Source organism: Campylobacter sp. CFSAN093226 (assembly GCF_012897595.1).
Lineage (GTDB): Bacteria > Campylobacterota > Campylobacteria > Campylobacterales > Campylobacteraceae > Campylobacter_D > Campylobacter_D jejuni.
In genome coordinates this window covers 331,098-355,860 of the sequence record NZ_CP040608.1, presented here as the reverse complement: position 1 = coordinate 355,860, position 24,763 = coordinate 331,098, and the positions used below count along the sequence as shown (strand labels likewise).

The 24,763-nt window shown below is 30.3% G+C and carries 25 protein-coding genes and 1 pseudogene; 13 read left to right on the top strand and 13 right to left on the bottom strand.

The annotated features are described in order from the left end of the window. Genes serS through der form a run of 4 tightly spaced genes read right to left on the bottom strand, consistent with a single transcriptional unit; the run spans window position 1 to window position 4,069 of the window. A complete protein-coding gene (gene serS / locus FBF02_RS01875; protein WP_002858681.1) occupies window positions 1-1,236 on the bottom strand; it encodes a serine--tRNA ligase in 1,236 nt (411 codons plus the stop codon). Window positions 1,237-1,246: 10 nt separating this feature from the next. After that, window positions 1,247-2,206 carry a tryptophan--tRNA ligase gene (trpS, locus tag FBF02_RS01870; RefSeq protein ID WP_002858719.1) on the bottom strand — a complete coding sequence of 320 codons (960 nt, stop codon included), beginning with the start codon at window positions 2,204-2,206 and terminating at the stop codon, window positions 1,247-1,249. Then, window positions 2,203-2,700 (bottom strand): shikimate kinase, encoded by a 498-nt coding sequence (locus FBF02_RS01865; RefSeq protein WP_002860280.1) that lies wholly within the window; start codon window positions 2,698-2,700, stop codon window positions 2,203-2,205. Before FBF02_RS01865 ends, trpS begins: the two co-directional genes overlap by 4 nt. Continuing rightward, complete coding sequence (der, locus tag FBF02_RS01860) at window positions 2,687-4,069, bottom strand: ribosome biogenesis GTPase Der (protein ID WP_002858744.1); 1,383 nt, start codon at window positions 4,067-4,069, stop codon at window positions 2,687-2,689. The genes FBF02_RS01865 and der overlap by 14 nt, the downstream gene beginning before the upstream one ends. A 101-nt stretch (window positions 4,070-4,170) precedes the next feature. On the opposite strand from der, the gene FBF02_RS01855 reads away from it, so the two are divergent. From FBF02_RS01855 to FBF02_RS01820, 8 genes are read left to right on the top strand one after another with little or no spacing between them, the layout of a single operon-like run. Further along, on the top strand, window positions 4,171-5,103 hold the full coding sequence (locus FBF02_RS01855; protein WP_002865582.1) for a DMT family transporter: 933 nt from the start codon (window positions 4,171-4,173) through the stop codon (window positions 5,101-5,103). Continuing rightward, window positions 5,100-5,915: a 3-deoxy-8-phosphooctulonate synthase gene (kdsA, locus tag FBF02_RS01850; protein WP_002858652.1), complete on the top strand. Its 816-nt coding sequence runs from the start codon at window positions 5,100-5,102 to the stop codon at window positions 5,913-5,915. Before FBF02_RS01855 ends, kdsA begins: the two co-directional genes overlap by 4 nt. Further along, window positions 5,912-6,376, top strand: a complete 465-nt coding sequence (gene ribE / locus FBF02_RS01845) for a 6,7-dimethyl-8-ribityllumazine synthase (RefSeq protein ID WP_002854278.1) — start codon at window positions 5,912-5,914, stop codon at window positions 6,374-6,376. The genes kdsA and ribE overlap by 4 nt, the downstream gene beginning before the upstream one ends. Beyond that, entirely contained in the window at window positions 6,376-6,774 is a 399-nt protein-coding gene (gene nusB, locus FBF02_RS01840; RefSeq protein WP_002824771.1) for a transcription antitermination factor NusB, read from the top strand. The genes ribE and nusB overlap by 1 nt, the downstream gene beginning before the upstream one ends. Next, window positions 6,771-7,610: an orotidine-5'-phosphate decarboxylase gene (gene pyrF, locus FBF02_RS01835; protein WP_002858700.1), complete on the top strand. Its 840-nt coding sequence runs from the start codon at window positions 6,771-6,773 to the stop codon at window positions 7,608-7,610. The genes nusB and pyrF overlap by 4 nt, the downstream gene beginning before the upstream one ends. Next, window positions 7,607-8,392, top strand: coding sequence for a hypothetical protein (locus FBF02_RS01830; RefSeq protein ID WP_002824766.1), 786 nt, complete (start codon window positions 7,607-7,609; stop codon window positions 8,390-8,392). The genes pyrF and FBF02_RS01830 overlap by 4 nt, the downstream gene beginning before the upstream one ends. Window positions 8,393-8,447: 55 nt before the next feature. Further along, window positions 8,448-9,341 (top strand): protein-methionine-sulfoxide reductase catalytic subunit MsrP, encoded by an 894-nt coding sequence (gene msrP, locus FBF02_RS01825; protein WP_002858649.1) that lies wholly within the window; start codon window positions 8,448-8,450, stop codon window positions 9,339-9,341. After that, on the top strand, window positions 9,341-9,880 hold the full coding sequence (locus tag FBF02_RS01820) for a sulfite oxidase heme-binding subunit YedZ (RefSeq protein WP_002858705.1): 540 nt from the start codon (window positions 9,341-9,343) through the stop codon (window positions 9,878-9,880). Before msrP ends, FBF02_RS01820 begins: the two co-directional genes overlap by 1 nt. Here FBF02_RS01820 and FBF02_RS01815 read toward each other — a convergent pair. The 8 genes from FBF02_RS01815 to rpsU form a co-directional block, all read right to left on the bottom strand. Then, window positions 9,877-11,589, bottom strand: coding sequence for an ATP-binding protein (locus tag FBF02_RS01815; RefSeq protein ID WP_002858720.1), 1,713 nt, complete (start codon window positions 11,587-11,589; stop codon window positions 9,877-9,879). The two genes, FBF02_RS01820 and FBF02_RS01815, sit on opposite strands and share 4 nt — an antisense overlap. Further along, on the bottom strand, window positions 11,589-12,413 hold the full coding sequence (locus FBF02_RS01810) for a hypothetical protein (protein WP_002854586.1): 825 nt from the start codon (window positions 12,411-12,413) through the stop codon (window positions 11,589-11,591). Before FBF02_RS01810 ends, FBF02_RS01815 begins: the two co-directional genes overlap by 1 nt. 10 nt (window positions 12,414-12,423) lie before the next feature. Further along, window positions 12,424-12,900, bottom strand: a complete 477-nt coding sequence (locus FBF02_RS01805; protein WP_002858715.1) for a lipoprotein — start codon at window positions 12,898-12,900, stop codon at window positions 12,424-12,426. Between the two features lie 8 nt (window positions 12,901-12,908). Next, complete coding sequence (locus tag FBF02_RS01800) at window positions 12,909-13,400, bottom strand: YajQ family cyclic di-GMP-binding protein (protein ID WP_002858699.1); 492 nt, start codon at window positions 13,398-13,400, stop codon at window positions 12,909-12,911. Next, a complete protein-coding gene (locus FBF02_RS01795) occupies window positions 13,390-14,325 on the bottom strand; it encodes a D-2-hydroxyacid dehydrogenase (RefSeq protein WP_002854730.1) in 936 nt (311 codons plus the stop codon). The genes FBF02_RS01800 and FBF02_RS01795 overlap by 11 nt, the downstream gene beginning before the upstream one ends. A gap of 2 nt (window positions 14,326-14,327) precedes the next feature. Then, window positions 14,328-15,497 carry a glutathionylspermidine synthase family protein gene (locus FBF02_RS01790; RefSeq protein ID WP_002858689.1) on the bottom strand — a complete coding sequence of 390 codons (1,170 nt, stop codon included), beginning with the start codon at window positions 15,495-15,497 and terminating at the stop codon, window positions 14,328-14,330. Window positions 15,498-15,506: 9 nt separating this feature from the next. Continuing rightward, window positions 15,507-16,112: a UPF0323 family lipoprotein gene (locus FBF02_RS01785; protein ID WP_002854351.1), complete on the bottom strand. Its 606-nt coding sequence runs from the start codon at window positions 16,110-16,112 to the stop codon at window positions 15,507-15,509. 119 nt (window positions 16,113-16,231) lie between these two features. After that, window positions 16,232-16,444, bottom strand: a complete 213-nt coding sequence (rpsU, locus tag FBF02_RS01780) for a 30S ribosomal protein S21 (RefSeq protein ID WP_002780697.1) — start codon at window positions 16,442-16,444, stop codon at window positions 16,232-16,234. A 159-nt stretch (window positions 16,445-16,603) separates the two neighbouring features. Between rpsU and ccoG the strand changes: the two genes are divergently transcribed. From ccoG to cmeC, 5 genes and pseudogenes are all read left to right on the top strand, one after another. Further along, window positions 16,604-17,980, top strand: a complete 1,377-nt coding sequence (gene ccoG / locus FBF02_RS01775) for a cytochrome c oxidase accessory protein CcoG (RefSeq protein ID WP_002858753.1) — start codon at window positions 16,604-16,606, stop codon at window positions 17,978-17,980. After that, the gene (gene cmeR / locus FBF02_RS01770) at window positions 17,967-18,599 is read left to right on the top strand and encodes a multidrug efflux system transcriptional regulator CmeR (protein ID WP_002843095.1); all 633 of its coding nucleotides are present in this window, start codon (window positions 17,967-17,969) and stop codon (window positions 18,597-18,599) included. The genes ccoG and cmeR overlap by 14 nt, the downstream gene beginning before the upstream one ends. Window positions 18,600-18,693: 94 nt before the next feature. Then, window positions 18,694-19,797 (top strand): multidrug efflux RND transporter periplasmic adaptor subunit CmeA, encoded by a 1,104-nt coding sequence (cmeA, locus tag FBF02_RS01765; RefSeq protein WP_002858646.1) that lies wholly within the window; start codon window positions 18,694-18,696, stop codon window positions 19,795-19,797. Further along, a pseudogene (cmeB, locus tag FBF02_RS01760) lies at window positions 19,797-22,920 on the top strand (multidrug efflux RND transporter permease subunit CmeB). The gene cmeA and the pseudogene cmeB overlap by 1 nt, the downstream one beginning before the upstream one ends. Beyond that, entirely contained in the window at window positions 22,913-24,391 is a 1,479-nt protein-coding gene (gene cmeC, locus FBF02_RS01755) for a multidrug efflux transporter outer membrane subunit CmeC (protein WP_002858696.1), read from the top strand. The pseudogene cmeB and the gene cmeC overlap by 8 nt, the downstream one beginning before the upstream one ends. A 22-nt stretch (window positions 24,392-24,413) precedes the next feature. Here cmeC and cmeU read toward each other — a convergent pair whose 3' ends face one another. Continuing rightward, on the bottom strand, window positions 24,414-24,665 hold the full coding sequence (gene cmeU, locus FBF02_RS01750; RefSeq protein ID WP_002857293.1) for a CmeU family protein: 252 nt from the start codon (window positions 24,663-24,665) through the stop codon (window positions 24,414-24,416). Window positions 24,666-24,763 lie beyond the last annotated feature (98 nt).

The window sequence follows — 24,763 nt, the reverse complement described above, 5'->3', positions numbered from 1 at the left end:
TTAAAAATATTTTTTCAAAACATCAGGAATATGAATTTTTCCTTCTTTATCTTGATAATTTTCCATAATCGCTACCAAGGTTCTTCCTACTGCCAAAGATGAGCCATTAAGAGTGTGGACGAGTTCATTTTTTCCTTGTTCGTTTTTATAGCGAATTTTAGCGCGTCTTGCTTGAAAATCACGACAATTTGAAACCGAGCTGATCTCACGATATTTATTCTGTCCTGGAAGCCACACTTCAAGATCTACAGTTTTTGCTGCACTAAAACCCAAATCTCCAGTGCAAAGCATCAAATGTCTATGCGCTAAACCTAAAGAACTCAGCAAATCACTTGCACACTCAAGCATTTCATTAAACACACTATCACTTTGCTCAGGTTTAGTGATACTTACAAGCTCTACTTTTTCAAACTGGTGTTGTCTTATAATACCCCTTGTATCACGCCCTGCACTGCCTGCTTCTTTTCTAAAACAAGCACTATAACAAGTCATTTTTATAGGTAAAGTTTCACTCGCTAAAATTTCTCCGCTGTAAAGATTGGTTACTGGAATTTCAGAAGTTGAGATCAAATACAAATCCTCATCATCTACCTTATACATATCTTCTTTAAATTTTGGCAACTGACCCGTCCCAAACATAGTAGCACCATTTACCAAAAAAGGTACATTAACAAATTCAAATCCACGACTTCTATTAAAATCTATCATATAATTTACCAAAGCACGGCTTAATAAAGCTCCTTCATTTTTAAGCACACAAAAACGACTTTGTGAAATTTTTACCCCACGCATAAAATCAAGCCAATTTAAACTCTCGCCTAATTCAAAATGTTCTTTTGGAGTAAAATCAAAGCTAGGTGGATTTAAAACTTTTTTAAGCTCCACATTTTCATTTTCATCTTCACCCACAGGCACACATTCATCAGGGATATTTGGGATGGCATGAGCGATTTCCTCAAGCTCATTTTCTAAAGCATTTACTTTAGCGCTTTGCTCATTAATTTTGCTTTTATTTTCGCTTAATTTTGCTTTTAAACTTTCTTTATCTTCGGCTGTAGCAAGCTCTTTACTGAATTTATTTTGAAAAGCTTGAAATTCTTCCAAGGCTATTTTTTCTTTTTTTAAACTTGCAAAAAGTTCAGCAAGTTTTTTTAAGATATTTTCATCAACTTTTTTATTTTTTAACTTTTTAGCCACTTCATCAAAATTATTTTGCAAATTTTTTAAATCTAGCATTTTCTACTCCTTAAAGTCCGATTTTTTCATAAATTTTTTGCATTTTTTCTTGGGCGATTTTTCTTGCTTTTGTCGCACCAAAATCCAAAATTTCTTTCAAATGCGAAGGCTTTTCTAAAAGCTCATTATATTTTTCTCTTGCTTCTTTAAAATAAGCATTTACAAGCTCGTTTAAATATATTTTAAAATGTCCATAACCCTCACCACCTTTTTCATAGCGTATTTGTAATTCTTTTTGCCCTGATTCATCTAAAAAAAGCTTTGCGATTTTAAAAATATTGCAGTTTTCATGATCTTTTGGATCTTCTAAAGCGGTACTATCTGTAACTATGGAAGAAATTTGTTTTTTTAAGGTTTTTTCACTGCTAAAAATATCTATAGTATTTTGATAAGATTTACTCATTTTTGCTCCATCAGTACCCACAACCACAGCTACTTCTTCATTAACTCTCGCTTCTGGAAGGGTAAAAATTTCACCCCATTCATTATTAACTTTTAAAGCAATATCGCGTGCGATTTCAACATGCTGGATTTGATCTTTTCCTACAGGGACAATTCGTGTATCAAAAAGTAAAATATCTGCCGCCATTAAAACAGGATAAGAAAAAAGCCCATGTGAAGCACTAAGTCCCTTAGCAACTTTATCCTTGTAACTATGTGCACGCTCTAATAAACCCATAGGAGTAAATTGCGATAAAATCCAATAAAGCTCCATAACTTCCTTAACATCACTTTGCAACCAAAAAACGCTTTTTTGAGGATCTATACCAAGGCTTAAAAAAGCCGCAGCAGCTTTTAAGGAATTTTGTTTAAGTTTTTCTCCATCTTGAGAAGAAGTCATGGCATGATAATTAGCAATAAACATAAACATTTGGCTTTTTTCTTGTGCATCTACCATTTGCTTAATCGCACCAAAATAATTACCTATATGCAAATCGCCACTTGGCTGAAGGCCTGTTAATACTCTCATTTTATCACCTTTTTAATCTCGCTTAAAAGCTCATCTATATTTTTATTTTCTATATTTAAAATAAAATTTGCCTTTTGTTCATACTTGCTTAAACGCTCATTATATAATTTTTTTGCTTTAATTTCATCATAAAATAAAGGTCTTTTAGAAATTTCATCTTTGTCTAAACGCTTTTTTAAATATTCAAAATCTGCTTTTAAATAAATACAAAAACCTGCTTTTTCTAAATTTGAAACATTAACAAAACCCCCACCTGTAGCAATACAAGCTTTCTCACAAGAACTAAAAAAATCAGCCATTTTTTGCTCTTGTTCTCTAAAAAAATTTTCCCCTTTTTGTTCAAAAATTTCACTGACTTTTTGATTAAATTTTTGTTCTATTAAAAAATCACTATCTAAAAAAACAAGATCTAAATCCTTAGCTAAAGCTCTTGCTAAAGTGCTTTTTCCAGAACCCATAAATCCTATAAAAACGATATTTTTAGCTTTCATCATTTTCTTTACTGCCCTTTTTACGCGAAGCAATCACTAAAGGCACACCTTCAAAATTAAATTCTTTTCTGATTTGATTTTGTAAATAACGCTTATAGCTAAAATGCAAGGCCTTAGGACGATTCATAATAAGTGCAATTTTTGGCGGTGCTAAGTCATATTGTACTGCATAATAAATTTTAACCAATTTCCCATAATCATGCGGCAAAGGATGTGCTCTTGTGGCATTTTCTATCAAGGTATTAAGCTTAGAAGTTTGGATTTTTTGAGTGAAATTTTCAAAAATTTGCAAAATTTTATCGAGTAAAACATGCACCCTTTTTCCACTTAAAGCTGATACGCTAATCACGGGTGCGTAAGCTAGAAATTTAAAACGATCAAGACGCAATTCTTTTACAGTCTTATCAAAATCCATCTCACTTTTATCCCATTTATTTAAAACAATAATCACACCCAAATAATGCTTAGCCACAAGCCCAGCAATGCGTTCATCAAGCTCGTTAAAGCCCTCATGCGCATCTAAAACCAAAAGTGCTATTTGAGAATGAGATAAAATTTTTTCCGTGCGATTTAGGGCAAAGCGTTCGAGTCCTTGAATTTTACCCCTTTTTCTAATACCTGCAGTATCAACAAATTCTATCACTTTATCTTTATGAACTACACTTTCATTAACAGGATCTATAGTAGTTCCTGCAATAGAACTTACAACACTGCGTTCTTGTTTAACCAAAGCATTTAAAAGACTTGATTTTCCAACATTTACACGCCCTACAATACCCACTCTGATATGATTTTGATCGACTTCTTTAAATTGAAATTCTTTTCCTTCTTCATAATACTCTAAAAAATCTTCTAAATTTTCTTCTTCATCGGGGATTAAAAACTCTTCATGTAAAAATTTTTCAAGCCATTCATAAAGTTCATCTAAGCCTACATTATGGGTTACTGAAAGATTAAAGATTTCCTTTACGCCAAAATTTGCAAACTCCCAAGCCCTTTCTTCATCTTTTTTATTATCTACTTTATTAATCACTAAGGCTATAGGTTTTCCAAGTTTTTTTAAAGAATAAAAAAACTGTCTATCCTCATCATCAGGCGCTAATTTCCCATCAACTAGATAAAGTATGATATCGCTTTCTTTAGCTACTTTTAAAGTGTTTTTTTTCACATTTTTAAAAAGTTCATCACTTTCATCAAGCCCTCCACTATCAATAAGCATGGCTTTTTTTGAATGAATATGAATTTGCGTTTTATTTGTATCTCTAGTTGTGCCTGAAATATCACTTGTAATAGCTATTCTTTGTCTTGCCATTCTATTAAAAAGGCTTGATTTTCCCACATTTGGCTTACCTATAAGTATAATGCTTTGCATTTTTTTCCTAGAAAATTATATTTTTAAAATTATATAAAATTTGGCTTAATATTAAGCAAAAAAAGACTAGAATTAACCCAGATTTTAGTCAAGGAAAAAAAATGCTAAAAGTAATCAAGCATAATTTAGGAATTTATTTCATGATTTTAGCATGTTTGGATTTTGCACTTATGGGAGCTTGTGCAAAAATTCTTAGCAAGGAAATGAGTTCTATAGAAATTATGTTTTTTAGAAATATCATAGGAATTTTTTTCATAGTCTATCTTTTAAAACGATCTAAGGCACATAAAGAAGGGGGATATTTTTGGCTCTTGGTATTTCGTGGAGTAGTAGGCACGCTTTCACTATATATGTTTTTCTATAATGTTTCAAATATTACACTAGGTGGAGCTTTTGCTTTTCAAAAAACTGCTCCTATTTTTATTACTTTAATAGCTTTTGTTGTTTTTAAAGAAAATATTGGCATCAAAGGCTGGATAGGAATTTTAATAGCATTTGGTGGAGTGCTTTTAATCGCTCAGCCTTGGGCTCATAATTTAAATCATTCAGGCTTTGATTTAAAAAATTCAGTTATAGGTATCACGAGTGGATTTTTAGCCGCTTTAGCTCTTACAAGTGTAAGAGAACTTAGAAAATCTTACACTACAGAACAAATTGCCTTTTCTTTTATCCTTTTAGGAACCTTAATGCCTTTAATTTCTATGATCAGTGCTGAATTTTTTGAACCACAGCATCTTGATTCTTTACATTTAGATTTCATTCTAGCACCTTTTGTGATGCCAAGTCTTACAGCTTGGCTTATCATTGCCATTATGGGAACTTTAGGCACCATTTATCAAATTCATGTCACTAAAGCTTATGGTATCGCTAAACAAGCAGGAGTGGTTGCCGGAGTTAGTTATCTTGATGTAGTATTTAGTATGATAGTTGGGATAATTTTGGGAGATAATTTACCAAGTACTATGGTTTTTTTAGGTATAATAGGCATTATTTTTGGTGGATTAATTTTAGTTAAGAACAAAGGAAAAAAATGAAAAAAATGATACTCATTGCTGGTCCTTGCGTGATAGAAAGCAAAGATTTGATTTTTAAAGTTGCTGAACAGTTAAAAAATTTTAATGAAAATCCAAATATAGAATTTTATTTCAAATCAAGTTTTGATAAGGCCAATCGCACAAGTATTAATTCTTTTCGAGGTCCTGGTCTTGAAGAAGGATTAAAAATTTTACAAAGCGTAAAAGATGAATTTGGTATGAAAATCTTAACCGATATACACGAAAGCAATCAAGCAAACCCTGTAAGTGAAGTAGCTGATGTCTTGCAAATTCCTGCTTTTTTATGTCGTCAAACCGATTTACTTGTAGCCGCAGCAAAAACTAAGGCAAAAATTAATATCAAAAAAGGACAATTTTTAAACCCAAGCGATATCAAATACAGCGTTAAAAAAGTTCTACAAACCCGTGGTATAGAAGATGAAGGCTATGAAGCTGCTCAAAGAAATGGTGTTTTTGTAGCTGAAAGAGGGGCTAGCTTTGGCTATGGAAATTTAGTAGTAGATATGCGTTCTTTAGTTATCATGCGTGAATTTGCTCCAGTTATTTTTGATGCTACCCATAGCGTACAAATGCCAGGGGCTGCAGGTGGAAGTAGCGGAGGGAAAAGCGAATTTGTAGAACCTTTAGCAAGAGCGGCAGCAGCCGTAGGCATAGATGGCTTTTTCTTTGAAACACATATTAATCCTTGCGAGGCTTTATGCGATGGACCTAATATGCTTAATCTTACACGCCTTAAAAATTGCGTTAATACATTACTAGAAATACAAAATATCATAAAGGAAAACAAATGAATATTATTGAAGGAAAATTAAATTTAGACTCAAATACAAAAATTGCTATCATTAATGCAAGATTTAATCATATCATCACAGATCGCCTTGTAGAAGGAGCAAAAGATGCTTTTTTAAGACACGGGGGCAAAGAGGAAAATCTAAGCCTTATACTTGTTCCTGGTGCTTTTGAACTTCCGTATGCGTTAAAAAAAGCTATAGAAAGCAAAAAATTTGATGCAATTTGTTGCGTAGGCGCAGTAATTCGTGGCTCAACTCCGCATTTTGACTATGTTTCAGCAGAAACCACCAAAGGCATAGCCAATGTGAGTTTAAATCATAATATCCCTGTAAGCTTTGGTGTTTTAACTACAGATACAATAGAACAAGCCATAGAAAGAGCTGGAAGCAAAGCAGGCAATAAAGGCTTTGAAGCTATGACAACTGTAATCGAGATGTTAAATTTAAGCAAGGAGCTTTAATGGCAACGCGTCATCAAGTTCGCCAAAGCGTCATCTCCTTACTTTATGCTTTTGAATTAAATTCTCAAAACAACGTTTTTGTAGATGAAATTTTAGATGAAAAAAAAATACGCAATGAACAAAAAAATTTTACTTTAAATTTATATAATGGAATTTTAGATAATTTAAACAATATTGATGAAACCTTAAATTCATTTCTAAATGATAATCAAATTACAGCTTTAGGACATGTAGAAAGAGCTATACTAAGACTTGGAGCTTATGAGTTACTTTTTACCGATACTCCTAGCGCCATTGTCATCAATGAGGCTATAGAACTTGCTAAAGAACTTGCTAATGACAATTCTCCAAAATTTATAAATGGAGTTTTAGATGCCTTAATAAAGGCTAAAAAATGAAGCTTTGTGTCGCACTTGATCTTTCTACAAAAGAAGAATGCTTACAACTTGCCAAAGAATTAAAAAATTTAGACATATGGTTAAAAGTAGGTTTAAGAGCATATTTAAGAGATGGTTTTAAATTCATAGAAGAACTTAAAAAAGTTGATGATTTTAAAATATTTCTTGATCTTAAATTTCATGATATTCCCAACACTATGGCAGATGCTTGCGAAGAAGTATCAAAACTTGGTGTTGATATGATCAATATCCACGCAAGTGCTGGAAAAATAGCCATACAAGAAGTTATGACACGGCTTAGCAAATTTTCAAAAAGACCTTTAGTTTTAGCAGTTTCTGCTCTTACGAGTTTTGATGAAGAAAATTTCTTTAGTATTTATAGACAAAAAATTGAAGAAGCTGTAATTAATTTTTCAAAAATATCCTATGAAAATGGACTTGATGGTATGGTATGCTCTGTTTTTGAAAGCAAAAAAATTAAAGAGCACACAAGTTCAAATTTCTTAACCCTTACTCCTGGAATTCGTCCTTTTGGAGAAACAAATGATGATCAAAAACGTGTTGCTAATCTTGCAATGGCTAGAGAAAATTTGAGTGATTATATCGTTGTGGGAAGGCCTATATATAAAAATGAAAATCCTAGGGCTGTATGTGAAAAAATTTTAAACAAAATACACAGAAAAAATATAAGCGAAAACGATATAGAGCAAAATTATGAAGTAATTCAGCAAAAAGAATGGGATATGTGTAATCACTTTGAAGAATGGATTAAAACTCGGCCTGATAAAGAACATGCTTTAAAAGAATTTTATGCTAAGTGTGGGATAAAATATTGAATTATCAACAATTAGAATGCGATTACTTTAATCTTTACAATCAGTTTCTTAGCGTGGATTTTCAAATTTCATTATTTGAAAAAGATCATAAAGGTTTAATTAAAGATTTTATATTTTTTTATTATCAAATTTTAAAACAAAAAGACTTGAGCTACTTGCTTGAGGTAAGAAATAAAATTTCCCTGAAAGTTTATAATTATATGCAAGAGCACTCCACTTCTCCAAAAGATTTAAGTCTTATTTGTCTAAGAGAAAATAAACATATTGAATTTTTTCAAATATTTTACAAGGCTCTCGCTTATTTTGTAGCCTTTAGAAAAAAACTTGATGGAGAACAAAAAATTAAAAATTTGATTTCAAATATCAATGACTGTTTTGGCTATCATTTCTTGAATTCTGACTTTAACAATCTTCAAAATTTTCAAAAAAGCGATTTGTTCACCTTACCTGAAAAACATCTTAAATATTTTCACTTCGCCATGATTCATCTTTGTTTCATGGTTTTAAATCCTTTAAATTTTAAAGACTCTAATCGGCATCTTGATAAAGCGATTAATTATCTTGTCGATGGAACTTTTGAAATTTATGAGCTCATCTTTAAAGAATATTTTTTATTGTTTTCAAAAGATAAAGAGCTCAAGGATGAACTTAGAAAATTAAAAAAATTAGAATTTAAAATTCTAATGCAAGAAACTTCAAAAATTAAACTACTTAATCATTATAAAGAATTTTGCGAAGAAATATTCTACAATATAGAACTTGAAAAAATCACACAAAATTAATCCTGTATTAACATTGTTATAGTTTAATAATAAAAATTTTTAATAAGGAAAAATTATGCTTATAACACCTGAAAAACTTTATAAACAAAGGAGAAATTTTTTAAAACTTGGAGCGGGTGCTTTAATAAGTTCAAGCGTGCTTGCTTCTAAACTATCTGCTTTAAATTTCACAAGCGATACTAATCCAAACAAACTTGAAATCAGCGATGAAGAACTAGCTACAAATTATGTCAATTTTTATGAATTTTCAACAGATAAAAGAAAGGCTGTATCATTGGCACAAAATTTCAATACTCAAAATTGGAAAATCGATATCAGTGGAGAAATAGAAAAACCTTTAACTTTAAGCATGGAAGATATTTTAAAATTTCCACTAGAAGAGAGAATTTATCGTTTTCGCTGTGTTGAAACTTGGTCTATGGTGGTACCTTGGGTAGGCTTTGAATTGCGTCGTTTGATTGAAATGGCAAAACCTACAAGCGAGGCAAAATTTGTTAAATTCACCACTCTTTTAGATAAGAGTCAATTTCCCGATCAAGACGCTTTATTTCCAACTATAGACTATCCTTATGTAGAAGGACTTCGCATGGATGAAGCTATGCATCCTCTTACCTTGCTTGCAGTAGGAATGTATAAAAAAGCCTTAAAGCCTCAAAATGGCGCTCCAATACGTCTTGTTGTTCCTTGGAAATATGGCTTTAAAAGTATTAAATCTATAGTTAAAATAGAATTTACTAAAGAACAGCCTAAATCCACTTGGGAAAGTTACGCTCCAAGTGAATATGGTTTTTATGCCAATGTCAATCCTAATGTTTCTCATCCTAGATGGTCTCAAGCTAACGAAAGGGCTTTAGGAGACTTCTTTACCAAGCCTACTTTAATGTTTAATGGTTATGAAAAAGAAGTGGCAAGTTTATATAAAAACATGGACTTGAAAGTGAATTTTTAATGCAGACAAAATACTTTAAATTTCTTGCTTATTTTAGCTTTATCATAAGTTTAATCTATGGCTTTTATCATATCATAAAAGCCTTTGATTTTGTAAAAGAAGCCTATATTTACACCGGAATATTTGCTTTAATCTTTTTAAATTTAAGTCTTTTATTTTCTTTACTTAAATTTAAAAAAACAAAAAATTATCCTAAAATTTTAGGTATTTTTGCAGCTTTTTGGGCGATTTTGCACTTTTTAAATTATTTTATTTTTGATAGAAATGCTCAAATTTTAAGGCTTTTTGATGATATTTCACATCGTTTATTAGAAGCAATTGGATTTATCGCATTTTTAATCATATTTTTAATGCTTTTAAGTTCTTTTAAAATCTTTAAAAAACTTAGTAAAATCAGAAAACTGGGATATTTATGCTTAATTTTGGCAAGTTATCATTATTTTTTAACCCCAAAAATTCCTATGTTTTGGGAATGGAGTGCTTTAATTATAGCTTTGTTTTATTTTATAGTTCGCTATACAAAAACATTAAAAAGTTAAAATCCAACAATCTTACTTTTATCAAAACTTGAATTTAATTCTTTTTGTATACTTTCTATAAAATCTTGTATTTTAAAAACCCCATCTTTTGATACAGCTACTTTCAAAGCTGTATTCTTCACCACCATTAAAATTTGTGCTCCACTTAATTCATAATTTGATAAAATATTTATATCAAAATCTTTTTCAAATAATGCTTTTTTAGGTAGAAATTTTTCCCAAATTTTAAGCCTATCTTTAAAATCAGGTTTTTTAAATTCTATCTTATAATCAAATCTTCTTGAAAATGCACTATCTAAGCTTTCTAAAAAATTTGTCGTAGCGATAATCACACCACTAAAACGCTCGATTTGCTCTAAAAATATATTTTGCATTTGATTATGCATTTTATCACTACCACTACTTCCATCTACACGCGTACTTAAAAACTGATCGGCTTCATTGAGAAGTAAAATAGGACTTTGTTTGCAAGTTTGCACGATATTTTTATAAGTATCAAAAATTTTTCTTACATTTTGCTCACTCTCTCCAACCCATTTGCTCAAAATTTTAGAACAGTCAAAACTAAGAACAGATTTTTTCATTGATTTAGCCATAGCTAAAGCTGACATAGTTTTTCCAGTACCAGCAGGACCATAAAAAATAATTTTAGCTTCTATATTTTTATTACTCTTTATACCCCAAGAATGAAGTCTTTCTAGGACTTTTTTATCTTGTTGTTTTAAAATATTTTCTAAAAGCTCTTTTGTATTTTCAGGCATAATAATATCATTGATGTCAGTGCTTGGTTCTATAAGCTCGAAAATATCTTGATCTTTTAAAACACTTTCAATTTTGATTTTTTTACTTTGTTTTGGTTCAAAATTTATAATTCTTTGTAAAATTTCATCAATAATAAAAAAACTTTTAGAAATATCTCCAAAAGCATTTAAATATTCATCACACTCGATTAAGTTTAAAAGAGGAGCATTTTCTTGTAATAATTTTTTGTTTTTATGTCTTTCTAAATCATTTTCACTGATTAAAGAAAGTAAAGAATTCATTTCTCTAGAAATCGAACTTTCATTACTTAAGGCATATTCTTCTTTTAAAAGTGCTAGAAAAATAATTTGTTCTTTATGTTCAAGATTATATTCTTTAAAAATATCAGCCAATACATTATAAAATTTACTTTTTTTTAGTCTTTCTTTGATATGTCTTTCATAAAGTTTAATTTGGTTTTTTATTTCACTATTATAAGCACTTTTTTGTATAAAACTTAATCTTTCATATAATTGAATACGCGCAAATTCATCTTTTAAATATTCTAAATAATCTGCATAAGCCTCTTGTTTCTCAAAGTTTAAACGAGGTTTTGCTTCTAAAAATTCTAAAAAATATTCACTTAGACTAAGCTCACTTTGCAATAAGGCAAGAGTTAATGTTTGAGTTTTATTATTTTCTAAACTTTTAAAAAAACTCGAATTTTGATTTACAAAACCTCTTTCAATAAGTTTTTTTAAATCCTCCAAAGCATCAAGATAAAGATACTTATCATTTCCAAAAATTGTCGATAATAAAGTAAAGGCATTGATAGAAGAAATAGAAACGACATAATTTCTACAAAGCTCCCTAAGAATCAAAGCCTCATTTTTAGCACACTTAAGCTCTTTATAAATTTGAGTATCTTCTATATTTTTCAAAATTAAAAAATTTTTTAATTTTTCCATTATTTTTTAAATTCCTTAAGCTCATCTTCATTAAATTCTACGCAAATATTTTCATCTAAAAAATGACCTTCAAAAGGTAGATAACAAATTTTTAGTTTTCCATTATTAAGCAAAAAATTATTATTAAATTGTAAATTTTGCAGATCTTCAAAACACTCATCACATGTATTTTTAAGCTTCTCATGTAAAAGATTTTGAAATTTTTGATTTTCAGTATTATATAAATCATTTAGTTTTACAAACGCGTGAGCATTAATATCATAAACAAAATTATTCAACTCTAAAATAGCACGACTCATACCATCTTCATAAAAATAATACCATTCTTCAAAACTAATTTTTCCATCTTGTAAAAAAATAGGTTTTTGGCGAATTTGTTCAAAACTAAATACACCCTTATGAACAGGATGAAATTCTTTAAAATCATCATTAAAACCTATAAAATCAAGACTACGCTTTATACGAATGCCATCTTGCGTTTCGACAAGTTCTAAAGTAGTTGTTCCTAAATTTTCTCCTTGAAAATTTTTATTATCATATGTAAGCATTTTAGAAGAATTGATTTTATATTTTTTACGCTCATCTTGCCAAAAATCATTTATCTTAACGAGTGGAATCTCTAAATTTCCATTTATATCATCAACAATTAAAAAACTAGAACTTGTTTGATTTTTATCCCTGTCAAAAAGTGGAGTCATAGGTGCATTATCATAAACTATGGCAAAAATTTCTTTATCCTGTAAATGATAAAAATGCAATTCACCTTTATAAACTTTCGCTAAAGCTAGATTTACAAAGCAAAATACCAGTAAAAAAAATTTCAAACTCTATCCTTCAATTTTGAATATGCGTTAAGATAATTTTAGTATGTGAAATTTTATCAAAAAAACTTACTTTATTATCACAAACTTGATAAAAAATTTCATAATTTTTTGCTTTTAAATTTTGTTCAAAACCACAATCAGTTTTTTCTAAATTTTTACCCTGCCATAAAGGATTTGCCTTTAAAATATCACTTAAAATATCATCATAATATACATTTTTAAAAAATTTTTGATTAAACACTTGTTTATCATAACACACTGCATTGATACAAATTTTATCTTTGATTTTGAGTTCAAAAAAAGCTTGCCCTAGTTTATAAACTTCTAAATTTAAAGCATTATTTTCTTTTTTTAAAAAAGCTGTATCATTGATTTTTATCATAGGGGAAGCAATCAAAACCATCAAGCTTTGACTTGAAAAATTTTGATTTTTCACACTACAAGCACAAAGAAAAAAAACAAAACATAGAGCTAAACAATGTTTCAAATTTGACCTTATTTGAGATTTTTAAAACTAATATTTAACTCTAAATCAAGCTCTTTTACAAGCTTCATCACAGCTTGTAAATCATCGATTTGTTTTGCTGCAACACGAATTTCTTCACCACGAATCGAAGAATTAACTTTAAGCTTGCTATCTTTAATAACTTTATTGATTTTTTTAGCATTTTCACTATCAATAGCATCGTTTGCTTTCAAATTTAAACGAAACATTGCTCCACTTTCACGAGAAAGCTCTTTAATAGCTTTAGGATTAATTCCTCTTTTGATAAGTTTAGAAATCACTATATCTTTTAAAACATCAAGTTTTCCTTCACTAGAAGAACTGAGTTTAAAAATACTCTCTTTTTCGCTTAAATCAATCTCACACTTAATTCCTTTTAAGTCATAACGACTATCAAGTTCTTTTTTAGCTTGTTCAAAAGCATTTTTTAACTCTTGTTTATCTAAAGCTGCTGAAATATCAAAACTATGTTCACTTGCCATTTTCTATCCATTCTTTTAAATTATTATAAACTATATCCATTAAAGCATTTAAAGCCTCCTTGCTCGCCCACGCAACATGAGGAGTGATAATAAGATTTTCTTTATTTTTAATGCTTAAAAGTGGATGATTTTTCATCATAGGTTCAATTTCTAAAACATCAAGCCCTACACGAATATTTTTTTCATCTATGATTTTAGCTAAATCATTTTCATTGACAATCCCACCTCTTCCTACATTAATCAAAATCGCATTATCTTTTAAAAGCTTTAATTCTTCAAAGGCGAGTAAATTTTTGGTTTTTTCATTTAAAGGTGCGTGGATACTTATAATATCGCAAGTTTTTAATAAATCTTTTAATTCCAAATGTACAAAATCTGCGTTTTTATTAGCTCCACTCGTAGAATAATAATAAATTTCGGCTCCAAAAGCCTTTGAAATTTTTGCCACTTCTTTACCTATGGTTCCTAAACCTATAATACCATGTTTTTTACCACTTAAGGTGTTTAAAATTCTACTATAATCTGTAAAAATAGGACTTTCACACCATTTACCCTCTTTGCTCCATTTGTCATAATAAAGCACTTGATTTAAAAAAGCAAACATAAATGCAAAAGTATGTTGCACCACACTCATAGTAGAATACCCAGCAGCATTTTTTACAATAATACCTTTTTCTTTAGCATACTCAATATCGATATTATTAACCCCTGTAGCAGTTTCCAAAATGAGTTTTAAATTTTTACAAGCATCAATCACATCTTTATCAATTACAACCTTGTTTGTCATGGCGACATTAGCATCTTTTAAACGCTCTATGGTTTGCTCTTTATTTGTTGTGGTATAAATTTGCAAAGAACCAAATTTTTCAAAAACACTTAAATCATAATCCCCTAAAGTTGCCGCATCTAAACAAACAATTTTCATTTCTAATCCTTTATAATATGTCCTACAAATTTAGAATAATTATCAAGCACAAGTCCTCCTTTTCTAAATCCTAAGCCACACCCTTCATAAGCAAAGAAAACACCTGCTTGATAGTATTCGTTTTCACATGAATTAAACTCTACATATTCTTGATAAATAGCCTTATTATTCCCATAAGGACCTACATTCTCATGCAAAGTTTTTCCATCTTTAATTATACTGATATTTGCACCTTCTCTACCAAAAACAGGTTTTTTAACATAGTTTTTACCTTCCAAAGGAGTATCTTTTGTTTCTAAAAGTAATGGATGATTTGGATAAAGTTCCCATAGAATTTTTAAAATTCCCTTAGATTGAAATAAAAGCGTATAAGCAGGATTTAAAATAATTGCTCTTTGATTACGCATGATTTGAGTTAAAAGCATAGCAAGTTCACCCTCTTCTATGGCTATATCTTCCCAAGGAATAAGCTTAAACCAATACTCATAATTTTCACCCTCTTTAAAAATTCCTTCTTCACTAAATTCTACCTCATCTACAAAGGAAAAATTAGTTTGAAAACCTGCTTCATTGGCTATATGTGCAAGCAATTTTGTAGTGATTTCCTCTTCTTTACTTCCTGCAACACTTGAAAAAAGAATTTTCCATCCTTGATAATGCTCTTCAAACCCTTCAACACTTTCATCAAGGGTAATAAGTCTTTTAAAATTATCCATCAAACTTTCATAAATGCTATTAAATTGTGCGCTTTCATCCATTCCATTTTGTTTTAAAAGTGCCCATTGTAAAATCGCACTTTCAAAAAGAGCAGTAGGGGTATCAGCATTAAATTCTATAAGTTTTATAGGCTTGCCATCAAGTCCACCCGCTAAATCAAAACGCCCATATAAATGCCAATGAACCTCATTTTCCCAACTCATCTTAATCGCATCAATAAGATTAAAAGGAATTCCAAGCTCATCAAAACGATCATTATTAATCACTTCTTGCGCTGCAGCAATAAACATATCATAAAGCTCATTTACCGCTTCATAATAAGCATTAGCTTCACTTTCCTTAACACAAACTAACTTATTGCTAATATAATCACTTCCATCTTCATCTGTATGCCAAGAAAAACCTATATTTTCTAAATAATCTTTTTGAAGTTTGTCTACTTGTAATAATTGCATTATTTATCCTTAAGAGCCAAAAGAAGAACTAGAACTTGTGGCTTTAGAGCCTCCACCAAAAAAACCTGATTTTTTAGCACTTGAAGCAGAGCTTGTTGTGCCTGCTTTATTAAAACTATTAACACTCCTTTGATAAGCACTTTGATTTGAAAAAGCACCGCGTTGTTGGTTGGCAAAATTTTGATTATTGAAAAGTTTTGAACCTATCCAACTTCCTAAAATAGCACCTGCAGCACTTGCGAGTAAAGTTTCCCCTAAACTCAATCCCCCACTACTGATTTGTCCATTGTCTTTAGTTAAATTTGAAGTTCCATTATCAATTTTAGCTGCTTCTTCTTTAATCAAAGCATCCATTTCTTCTTTGGATAAAATTCTTTCTGTACCATTAAGATCTTTTAAAACTACCCTTGTTTCATCACTTGGATATTGATCTTTGATTTTATACTGCCCTGGAGCTGTTTCTTCGATAATTACAAAAGCTCCTTGAGCATTAGCCGCTTGATTTAAAGTATCTGCATTGTCATTATTACTTCCACAACCTGCTAAAGCACCTCCAGCAACAGCTGCTAAACCACCTATCATACCAATTTGAATGATTTTTTTGATTTTTTTCATAAGTTTATCCTAAAAACAGAAAATTTAAATTAGAAATTTTAACAAAAAATAATAAATACTTTTTAATTTAATACCAAATGAAGTTTGTAGATATAAAAAAGCCCTTTCGGGCTTTTGGGTTAGAGTCTTGACTCGTAGCGTCTAAGCATATAAAGTCTTTTAAGCATTTTTTTGCGTGCTGAAATTTTTTGTTTTTTGCGAATTTCAGTCATAGGCTCAAAAAATCTTCTTGCTCTTACTTCAGTCACAACTAGATTTCTATCTACTTGTTTTTTGAATTTACGATACGCTTCATCAAAAGACTCGTTAGGATGCACCTTGATTCCTGGCACAGTCCTCACCACCTTTCTGTGTAAATTTTTGTTGTGAAATATAATTATAAAACACTTCTTATTAATTCTAACTTAGAAAGCATTTAAAAATTGTTTTAGTTTTTATCGGTTATAATCCTTAATTACAAAGTGCTAAAAAATTATAATTAAGGTCTAAAAATGCAAGGACACATTACAAACTATACAAAAAAACGATATTTTGTATATTTAATTGCAAGTATTATCATATTTTCCCTACCTTTCATAAGAATTAATGAGAATCATTTTTTTCTTTTAAGTTTTGATCATTCTAAATTAAACCTATTTTTTATTTCTTTTTCAACACAAGAATTTTATCTCATGCCTTTTGTTCTTATATTTCTTTTTTTATTTATTTTTTTTATTACAACTTTAGGTGGAAGAATTTGGTGTGCTTGGAGTTGTCCACAAACGATTTTTAGAGTTATATATAGAGATATCATACAAACTAAATTTCTTAAAATTCGCAAAAATATCAATAACAAACAAAAAGAATATGAGAGGCAATATTTTAAAAAATTTCTTGGAGTGATAATTTTTTATTTTATATCTTTAGTTGCTGTTAGTAATTTACTTTGGTACTTTATTCCTCCTGAAGATTTTTTCAATTATATTCAAAATCCTGGCGAGCATCTACTTTTACTTGGAATTTTATTTTGTGCTAGCTTACTTTTTACTTTGGATATTACCTATTTACAAGAAAAATTTTGTGTTTATGTCTGTCCTTATGCAAGAATACAATCTGTAATGTTCGATCATGATACAATGCAAGTGATCTACGATGAAAAACGCGGGGGCTTGATCTATGATGGACACACCAAACTTCATAAAAAACCGCCTGAGGGAGAATGCATAGGTTGCGAAGCCTGTGTTAGTATCTGTCCAACTCATATTGACATACGCAAAGGAATGCAACTTGAATGTATTAATTGTCTTGAATGTGCCGATGCTTGCTCTAAGGTTCAAAGCAAATTTAATCGTCCAAGTTTGATCAATTGGACAAGTGCAAAAGCTATTGAAACGCGTTCTAAGGTTCATTATTTAAGATTTAGAACGATAGCATATTTTATAGTTCTTTTAATTGCTTTACTGGCTTTAATCATCATGGGAAGCAAAAAAGAAAGCATGCTTTTAAATATCAATCGTAGTAGTGAATTATATAATATTTCAAATGTTAAAGGTGAATTAGTCATTTCAAATGCTTATACCTTTTTGTTTCAAAATACAGATTCTAAACCTCATGAATATTATTTTACAGCAAATTTAGAAGGAATAAATGATGGAATTGAAATCATAAGACCAAACAAACCTTTTAAATTAAAAGCAGGAGAACAAGTCAAAAAAATAGTTGTTATCAGGGCTACAAAAAATTTAGCAAATAATGATAAAAAAGACGTAATCTTTCCTTTACATATAAAAGCTTACGCAAAGGATAATGAAAAAATTTCGGTTTTTAGAAAAAGTATATTTGTATACCCTAAAAGCACTCTTATAAAGGATAAAAATGAACTCAAATAGAACACCATCACAAAAAGTTTTAGCCAGACAAGAAAAAATCAAAGCAGTGGCCTTAGAGCTTTTTTTAACAAAAGGATACCAAGAAACAAGTTTGAGTGATATTATTAAATTATCTGGAGGATCTTATTCTAATATTTATGATGGTTTTAAAAGTAAAGAAGGGCTATTCTTTGAAATTTTAGATGACATATGTAAAAAACACTTTCATCTTATTTATTCCAAAACACAAGAAATTGAAAATGGCACTTTAAAAGAAATTTTAACTTCTTTTGGTTTAGCTTTTATAGAAATTTTCAATCAACCAGAAGCTGTAGCTTTTGGTAAAATTATCTATTCTCAAGTTTATGACAAAGATAGACATCTTGCCAATTGGATAGAAAATAATCAACAAAATTTTTCCTATAACATACTTATGGGTTTTTTCAAGCAACAAAATAATTCTTATATGAAAAAAAATGCAGAAAAACTTGCTGTTCTTTTTTGCACTATGTTAAAAGAACCTTATCATCATCTTAATGTTTTAATTAACGCTCCTTTGAAAAATAAAAAAGAACAAAAAGAACATGTTGAATTTGTTGTAAATGTTTTTCTAAATGGAATCAATAGCTCCAAAGCTTAAAAAATAATTTTATTAACCAAAATTAAGATATAATTAGCCAAAAATTTTTGTAATAAAAATTACAATTTTTAATTTAATTTTTCAAGGCAAAACCATGAAATTATTTCAAAAAAATACTATTTTAGCTTTAGGTGTTGTGCTTTTACTCACTGCTTGCAGCAAAGAAGAAGCACCAAAAATACAAATGCCGCCTCAACCTGTAACAACCATGAGTGCTAAATCTGAAGATTTACCACTTAGTTTTACTTACCCTGCTAAACTTGTCAGTGATTATGATGTCATTATAAAGCCTCAAGTTAGTGGCGTAATAGAAAATAAACTTTTTAAAGCTGGAGATAAAGTAAAAAAAGGACAAACATTATTTATTATAGAACAAGACAAATTTAAAGCTAGTGTTGATTCGGCTTACGGACAAGCTTTGATGGCTAAGGCAACTTTCGAAAATGCAAGCAAGGATTTTAATCGTTCTAAAGCTCTTTTTAGTAAAAGTGCAATCTCTCAAAAGGAATACGACTCTTCTCTTGCTACATTTAACAATTCAAAAGCTAGTCTAGCAAGTGCTAGAGCACAGCTTGCAAATGCAAGAATTGATCTAGATCATACCGAAATAAAAGCTCCTTTTGATGGTACTATAGGAGATGCTTTAGTTAATATAGGAGATTATGTAAGTGCTTCAACAACTGAACTAGTTAGAGTTACAAATTTAAATCCTATTTACGCAGATTTCTTTATTTCAGATACAGATAAACTAAATTTAGTCCGCAATACTCAAAATGGAAAATGGGATTTAGACAGCATTCATGCAAATTTAAATCTTAATGGAGAAACCGTTCAAGGCAAACTTTATTTTATTGATTCTGTTATAGATGCTAATAGTGGAACAGTAAAAGCCAAAGCTATATTTGACAACAACAACTCAACACTTTTACCAGGTGCTTTTGCAACAATTACTTCAGAAGGTTTTATACAAAAAAATGGCTTTAAAGTGCCTCAAATAGCTGTTAAACAAAATCAAAATGATGTTTATGTTCTTCTTGTTAAAAATGGAAAAGTAGAAAAATCTTCTGTACATATAAGCTACCAAAACAATGAATATGCCATTATTGACAAAGGATTACAAAATGGCGATAAAATCATTTTAGATAACTTTAAAAAAATTCAAGTTGGTAGCGAAGTTAAAGAAATTGGAGCACAATAATGTTTTCTAAATTTTTTATCGAAAGACCTGTTTTTGCTTCAGTTGTTGCAATTATCATTTCTTTAGCTGGAGCTATAGGTCTTACAAATTTACCTATAGAACAATATCCTTCTTTAACCCCTCCTACAGTTAAAGTAAGTGCAACTTACACAGGAGCTGATGCACAAACCATTGCTTCAACAGTTGCAAGTCCTATCGAAGATGCAATCAATGGCGCAGATAATATGATTTACATGGATTCAACTTCAAGTTCTTCAGGAACTATGAGTTTGACTGTTTATTTTGATATCGGTACAGATCCTGATCAAGCCACCATAGATGTTAATAATAGAATTTCAGCCGCAACTGCAAAAATGCCAGATGCAGTTAAAAAACTTGGAGTAACAGTTAGAAAAACTTCCTCAACAACACTTGCTGCAATTTCTATGTATTCAAGTGATGGCTCAATGAGTGCAGTAGATGTATATAACTATATCACTTTAAATGTTTTAGATGAGTTAAAAAGGGTTCCAGGAGTTGGAGATGCAAACGCTATAGGAAATCGTAATTATTCTTTAAGAATTTGGCTCAAGCCTGATTTATTAAATAAATTTGGAATCACAGCTACTGATGTAATTTCTGCGGTTAATGACCAAAATGCCCAATACGCAACTGGTAAAATTGGCGAAGAACCTGTAACCCAAAAATCCCCTTATGTTTATTCAATCACTATGCAAGGAAGACTACAAAATCCTAGTGAATTTGAAAACATTATTTTAAGAACAAATAATGATGGATCATTTTTAAGACTTAAAGATGTAGCTGATGTGGAAATAGGATCACAACAATACAGCTCACAAGGACGATTAAATGGCAATGATGCAGTTCCAATTATGATCAATCTTCAATCAGGGGCAAACGCATTGCATACAGCAGAACTTGTTCAAGCTAAAATGCAAGAACTTTCAAAAAATTTTCCAAAAGGTTTAACATATAAAATTCCTTACGATACAACAAAATTTGTAATAGAATCAATCAAAGAAGTTGTTAAAACTTTTGTTGAAGCTCTAATTTTAGTTATCATTGTTATGTATATGTTCTTAAAGAATTTCCGTGCAACACTTATTCCTATGATAGCTGTACCTGTTTCATTGTTAGGAACTTTTGCTGGACTTTATGTTTTAGGTTTTAGTATTAACTTGCTTACGCTTTTTGCTTTAATTTTAGCCATAGGGATCGTTGTAGATGATGCGATTATAGTTGTAGAAAATATTGATAGGATTTTACATGAAAATGAGCAAATAAGCGTAAAAGATGCTGCTATCCAAGCGATGCAAGAAGTTAGCTCTCCGGTTATTTCAATTGTTCTTGTGCTTTGTGCTGTTTTTGTACCAGTTTCTTTTATATCAGGTTTTGTTGGAGAAATTCAAAGACAATTTGCTCTTACCTTAGCTATATCTGTAACCATATCAGGTTTTGTTGCTCTTACCTTAACACCTTCTTTATGTGCACTCTTTTTGCGACGTAATGAAGGAGAGCCATTTAAATTTGTAAAGAAATTTAATGATTTTTTTGATTGGAGTACCTCTGTATTTAGCGCAGGAGTAGCATATATTCTAAAAAGAACCATTCGTTTTGTTTTAATTTTTTGTATTATGCTTGGGGCAATTTTTTATCTCTATAAAGCTGTACCAAGCTCTTTAGTTCCTGAAGAAGATCAAGGTTTGATGATTGGCATTATCAACCTTCCTTCGGCTTCAGCACTCCATAGAACAATCTCAGAAGTTGATCACATAAGCCAAGAAGTTTTAAAAACTAATGGAGTTAAAGATGCAATGGCTATGATAGGATTTGATCTTTTTACAAGTTCACTCAAAGAAAATGCCGCTGCAATGTTTATAGGCTTGAAAGATTGGAAAGATAGAAATGTGAGTGCTGATGAAATCGCCATGGAGCTTAATAAAAAATTTGCTTTTGATCGCAATGCTTCAAGTATATTTATAGGCCTACCTCCTATACCTGGATTAAGTATCACAGGCGGTTTTGAAATGTATGTTCAAAACAAAAGCGGAAAAAGCTATGATGAAATACAAAAAGATGTAAATAAACTTGTTGCTGTGGCCAACCAAAGAAAAGAGCTATCAAGAGTAAGAACAACCCTTGATACAACTTTCCCTCAATACAAGCTTATAATTGATAGAGATAAATTAAAACACTACAATCTTAACATGCAAGATGTTTTTAACACGATGAATGCAACTATAGGCACTTATTATGTTAATGATTTTTCTATGCTAGGTAAAAACTTCCAAGTAAATATCCGCGCAAAAGGTGATTTTAGAAATACACAAGATGCATTAAAAAATATTTTTGTAAGATCAAATGATGGAAAAATGATACCACTTGATTCTTTCTTAACTTTACAAAGAAGTTCAGGGCCTGATGATGTAAAACGATTCAACCTTTTCCCAGCGGCACAAGTTCAAGGTCAACCCGCACCAGGTTATACTTCAGGTCAAGCTATAGAAGCGATTGCTCAAGTAGCAAAAGAAACTTTAGGGGATGATTATTCCATAGCTTGGAGTGGATCAGCTTATCAAGAAGTTTCTAGTAAAGGAACAGCAAGTTATGCTTTTGCTTTAGGTATGATATTTGTCTTTTTAATTCTAGCTGCCCAATATGAAAGATGGCTTATACCTTTAGCAGTTGTAACAGCTGTACCTTTTGCGGTATTTGGATCATTTTTATTGGTATATTTAAGGGGATTTAGCAATGACATATATTTTCAAACAGGACTTTTGCTCTTGATTGGACTTTCAGCTAAAAATGCTATCTTAATCGTAGAATTTGCAATGGAAGAGCGCTTTAAAAAAGGCAAAGGAGTTTTTGAAGCAGCTGTTGCAGCAGCAAAACTTCGTTTTCGTCCTATCATAATGACTTCTTTGGCATTTACTTTTGGGGTCTTGCCAATGATTTTCGCAACAGGAGCAGGAAGTGCTTCAAGACACTCTTTAGGAACAGGGCTTATTGGTGGAATGATCGCAGCATCAACTTTAGCGATATTCTTTGTGCCTTTATTTTTCTATCTTTTAGAAAATTTTAATGAATGGCTAGATAAAAAAAAGAGGTAAGGTTCATGAATAAAATAATTTCAATTAGTGCTATAGCAAGTTTTACTCTTTTGATTTCAGCTTGCTCTTTAAGTCCAAATTTAAATATTCCCGAAGCAAACTATAGCATTGATAATAAGCTTGGAGCCTTATCTTGGGAAAAAGAAAACAATAGCTCTATCACAAAAAATTGGTGGAAAGACTTTGATGATGAAAATTTAAATAAAGTGGTTGATTTAGCACTTAAAAATAATAATGATTTAAAACTTGCTTTCATACACATGGAACAAGCTGCTGCTCAATTAGGTATAGATTTTAGCAGTTTGTTGCCAAAATTTGATGGTAGCGCAAGCGGAAGTCGTGCAAAAACAGCTATAAATGCTCCAAGCAATCGAACTGGGGAAGTAAGTTACGGTAATGATTTTAAAATGGGACTTAATTTAAGCTATGAAATCGATCTTTGGGGAAAATATCGCGATACATATCGCGCCTCAAAATCAGGCTTTAAAGCAAGTGAGTATGATTATGAAGCTGCAAGACTTTCTGTTATTTCAAATACAGTTCAAACTTATTTTAATCTTGTAAATGCTTATGAAAATGAAAATGCTCTTAAAGAAGCCTATAAATCTGCAAAAGAAATTTATAGGATTAATGATGAAAAATTTCAAGTTGGTGCTGTAGGTGAATATGAACTTGCTCAAGCAAGAGCCAACTTAGAAAGTATGGCTTTGCAATATAATGAAGCAAAGTTAAATAAAGAAAATTACCTTAAAGCTTTAAAAATTTTAACTTCAAATGATTTAAATGACATACTTTACAAAAATCAAAGCTATCAAGTTTTTAATCTTAAAGAATTTGACATTCCAACTGGAATTTCAAGTACCATCTTGCTTCAACGTCCAGATATTGGCTCTTCTTTAGAAAAATTAACTCAGCAAAATTATCTTGTTGGAGTAGCTCGCACGGCTTTCTTACCTAGCCTTTCTTTAACAGGATTATTGGGATTTGAAAGCGGGGATTTAGATACCTTGGTTAAAGGAGGTTCTAAGACTTGGAATATAGGTGGAAACTTTACTCTGCCTATTTTTCATTGGGGTGAAATTTACCAAAATGTAAATTTAGCCAAGCTTAATAAAGATGAAGCTTTTGTAAATTATCAAAATACTTTGATTACTGCTTTTGGAGAAATTCGCTATGCTTTAGTAGCTAGAAAAACTATACGCTTACAATACGATAATGCACAAGCAAGCGAACAATCTTACAAAAGAATCTATGAAATTGCTAAAGAACGCTATGATATAGGAGAAATGTCTTTGCAAGATTATTTAGAGGCACGTCAAAATTGGCTTAATGCTGCGGTTGCTTTTAATAATATTAAATATTCTTATGCCAATTCCATAGTAGATGTAATCAAAGCATTTGGTGGAGGATTTGAGCAAAGTGAAGATACGAGTAAAAATATAAAAGAAGAATCAAAAAATTTAGATATGTCTTTTAGAGAATAGTTTGTTCTATTCTCTAAATAAATTAAAAATCTTTGTCTAAATCTGCATCTGTAATTTCATAAGCCTTGTAAATAGCAGGCAATAATTTTCTTATAGCATAATCAAAATGATAAAATTGCTTATATACCTCTTCTGGATTTAAATTTTTAGCATTCTTAAAATCAAATACTTCAGTATTATTGATTTTGGCAATATTTTCATCAAAATAAGAGTAAAACTCTGCTCTTTGTTTAAACAAAGCATTTAAATTTTGAACAATTTTGGCTTTATCCATTTTTATATCCTTTTTAAATAATTTAAAAACTTAATCCCATTTTTTATTTAAGAAATAAAAAATTTACTCCTATTTTAGCTAAAAATTGATAAAGTTAT

Bases quoted from the DNA above. Each gene is read 5' to 3' on its own strand.
- serS (WP_002858681.1), bottom strand. From the start codon at position 1,236: ATGCTAGATTTAAAAAATTTGCAAAATAATTTTGATGAAGTGGCTAAA.
- trpS (WP_002858719.1), bottom strand. From the start codon at position 2,206: ATGAGAGTATTAACAGGCCTTCAGCCAAGTGGCGATTTGCATATAGGT.
- FBF02_RS01865 (WP_002860280.1), bottom strand. From the start codon at position 2,700: ATGATGAAAGCTAAAAATATCGTTTTTATAGGATTTATGGGTTCTGGA.
- der (WP_002858744.1), bottom strand. From the start codon at position 4,069: ATGCAAAGCATTATACTTATAGGTAAGCCAAATGTGGGAAAATCAAGC.
- FBF02_RS01855 (WP_002865582.1), top strand. From the start codon at position 4,171: ATGCTAAAAGTAATCAAGCATAATTTAGGAATTTATTTCATGATTTTA.
- kdsA (WP_002858652.1), top strand. From the start codon at position 5,100: ATGAAAAAAATGATACTCATTGCTGGTCCTTGCGTGATAGAAAGCAAA.
- ribE (WP_002854278.1), top strand. From the start codon at position 5,912: ATGAATATTATTGAAGGAAAATTAAATTTAGACTCAAATACAAAAATT.
- nusB (WP_002824771.1), top strand. From the start codon at position 6,376: ATGGCAACGCGTCATCAAGTTCGCCAAAGCGTCATCTCCTTACTTTAT.
- pyrF (WP_002858700.1), top strand. From the start codon at position 6,771: ATGAAGCTTTGTGTCGCACTTGATCTTTCTACAAAAGAAGAATGCTTA.
- msrP (WP_002858649.1), top strand. From the start codon at position 8,448: ATGCTTATAACACCTGAAAAACTTTATAAACAAAGGAGAAATTTTTTA.
- FBF02_RS01820 (WP_002858705.1), top strand. From the start codon at position 9,341: ATGCAGACAAAATACTTTAAATTTCTTGCTTATTTTAGCTTTATCATA.
- FBF02_RS01815 (WP_002858720.1), bottom strand. From the start codon at position 11,589: ATGGAAAAATTAAAAAATTTTTTAATTTTGAAAAATATAGAAGATACT.
- FBF02_RS01800 (WP_002858699.1), bottom strand. From the start codon at position 13,400: ATGGCAAGTGAACATAGTTTTGATATTTCAGCAGCTTTAGATAAACAA.
- FBF02_RS01795 (WP_002854730.1), bottom strand. From the start codon at position 14,325: ATGAAAATTGTTTGTTTAGATGCGGCAACTTTAGGGGATTATGATTTA.
- FBF02_RS01790 (WP_002858689.1), bottom strand. From the start codon at position 15,497: ATGCAATTATTACAAGTAGACAAACTTCAAAAAGATTATTTAGAAAAT.
- FBF02_RS01785 (WP_002854351.1), bottom strand. From the start codon at position 16,112: ATGAAAAAAATCAAAAAAATCATTCAAATTGGTATGATAGGTGGTTTA.
- ccoG (WP_002858753.1), top strand. From the start codon at position 16,604: ATGCAAGGACACATTACAAACTATACAAAAAAACGATATTTTGTATAT.
- cmeR (WP_002843095.1), top strand. From the start codon at position 17,967: ATGAACTCAAATAGAACACCATCACAAAAAGTTTTAGCCAGACAAGAA.
- cmeA (WP_002858646.1), top strand. From the start codon at position 18,694: ATGAAATTATTTCAAAAAAATACTATTTTAGCTTTAGGTGTTGTGCTT.
- cmeC (WP_002858696.1), top strand. From the start codon at position 22,913: ATGAATAAAATAATTTCAATTAGTGCTATAGCAAGTTTTACTCTTTTG.
- cmeU (WP_002857293.1), bottom strand. From the start codon at position 24,665: ATGGATAAAGCCAAAATTGTTCAAAATTTAAATGCTTTGTTTAAACAA.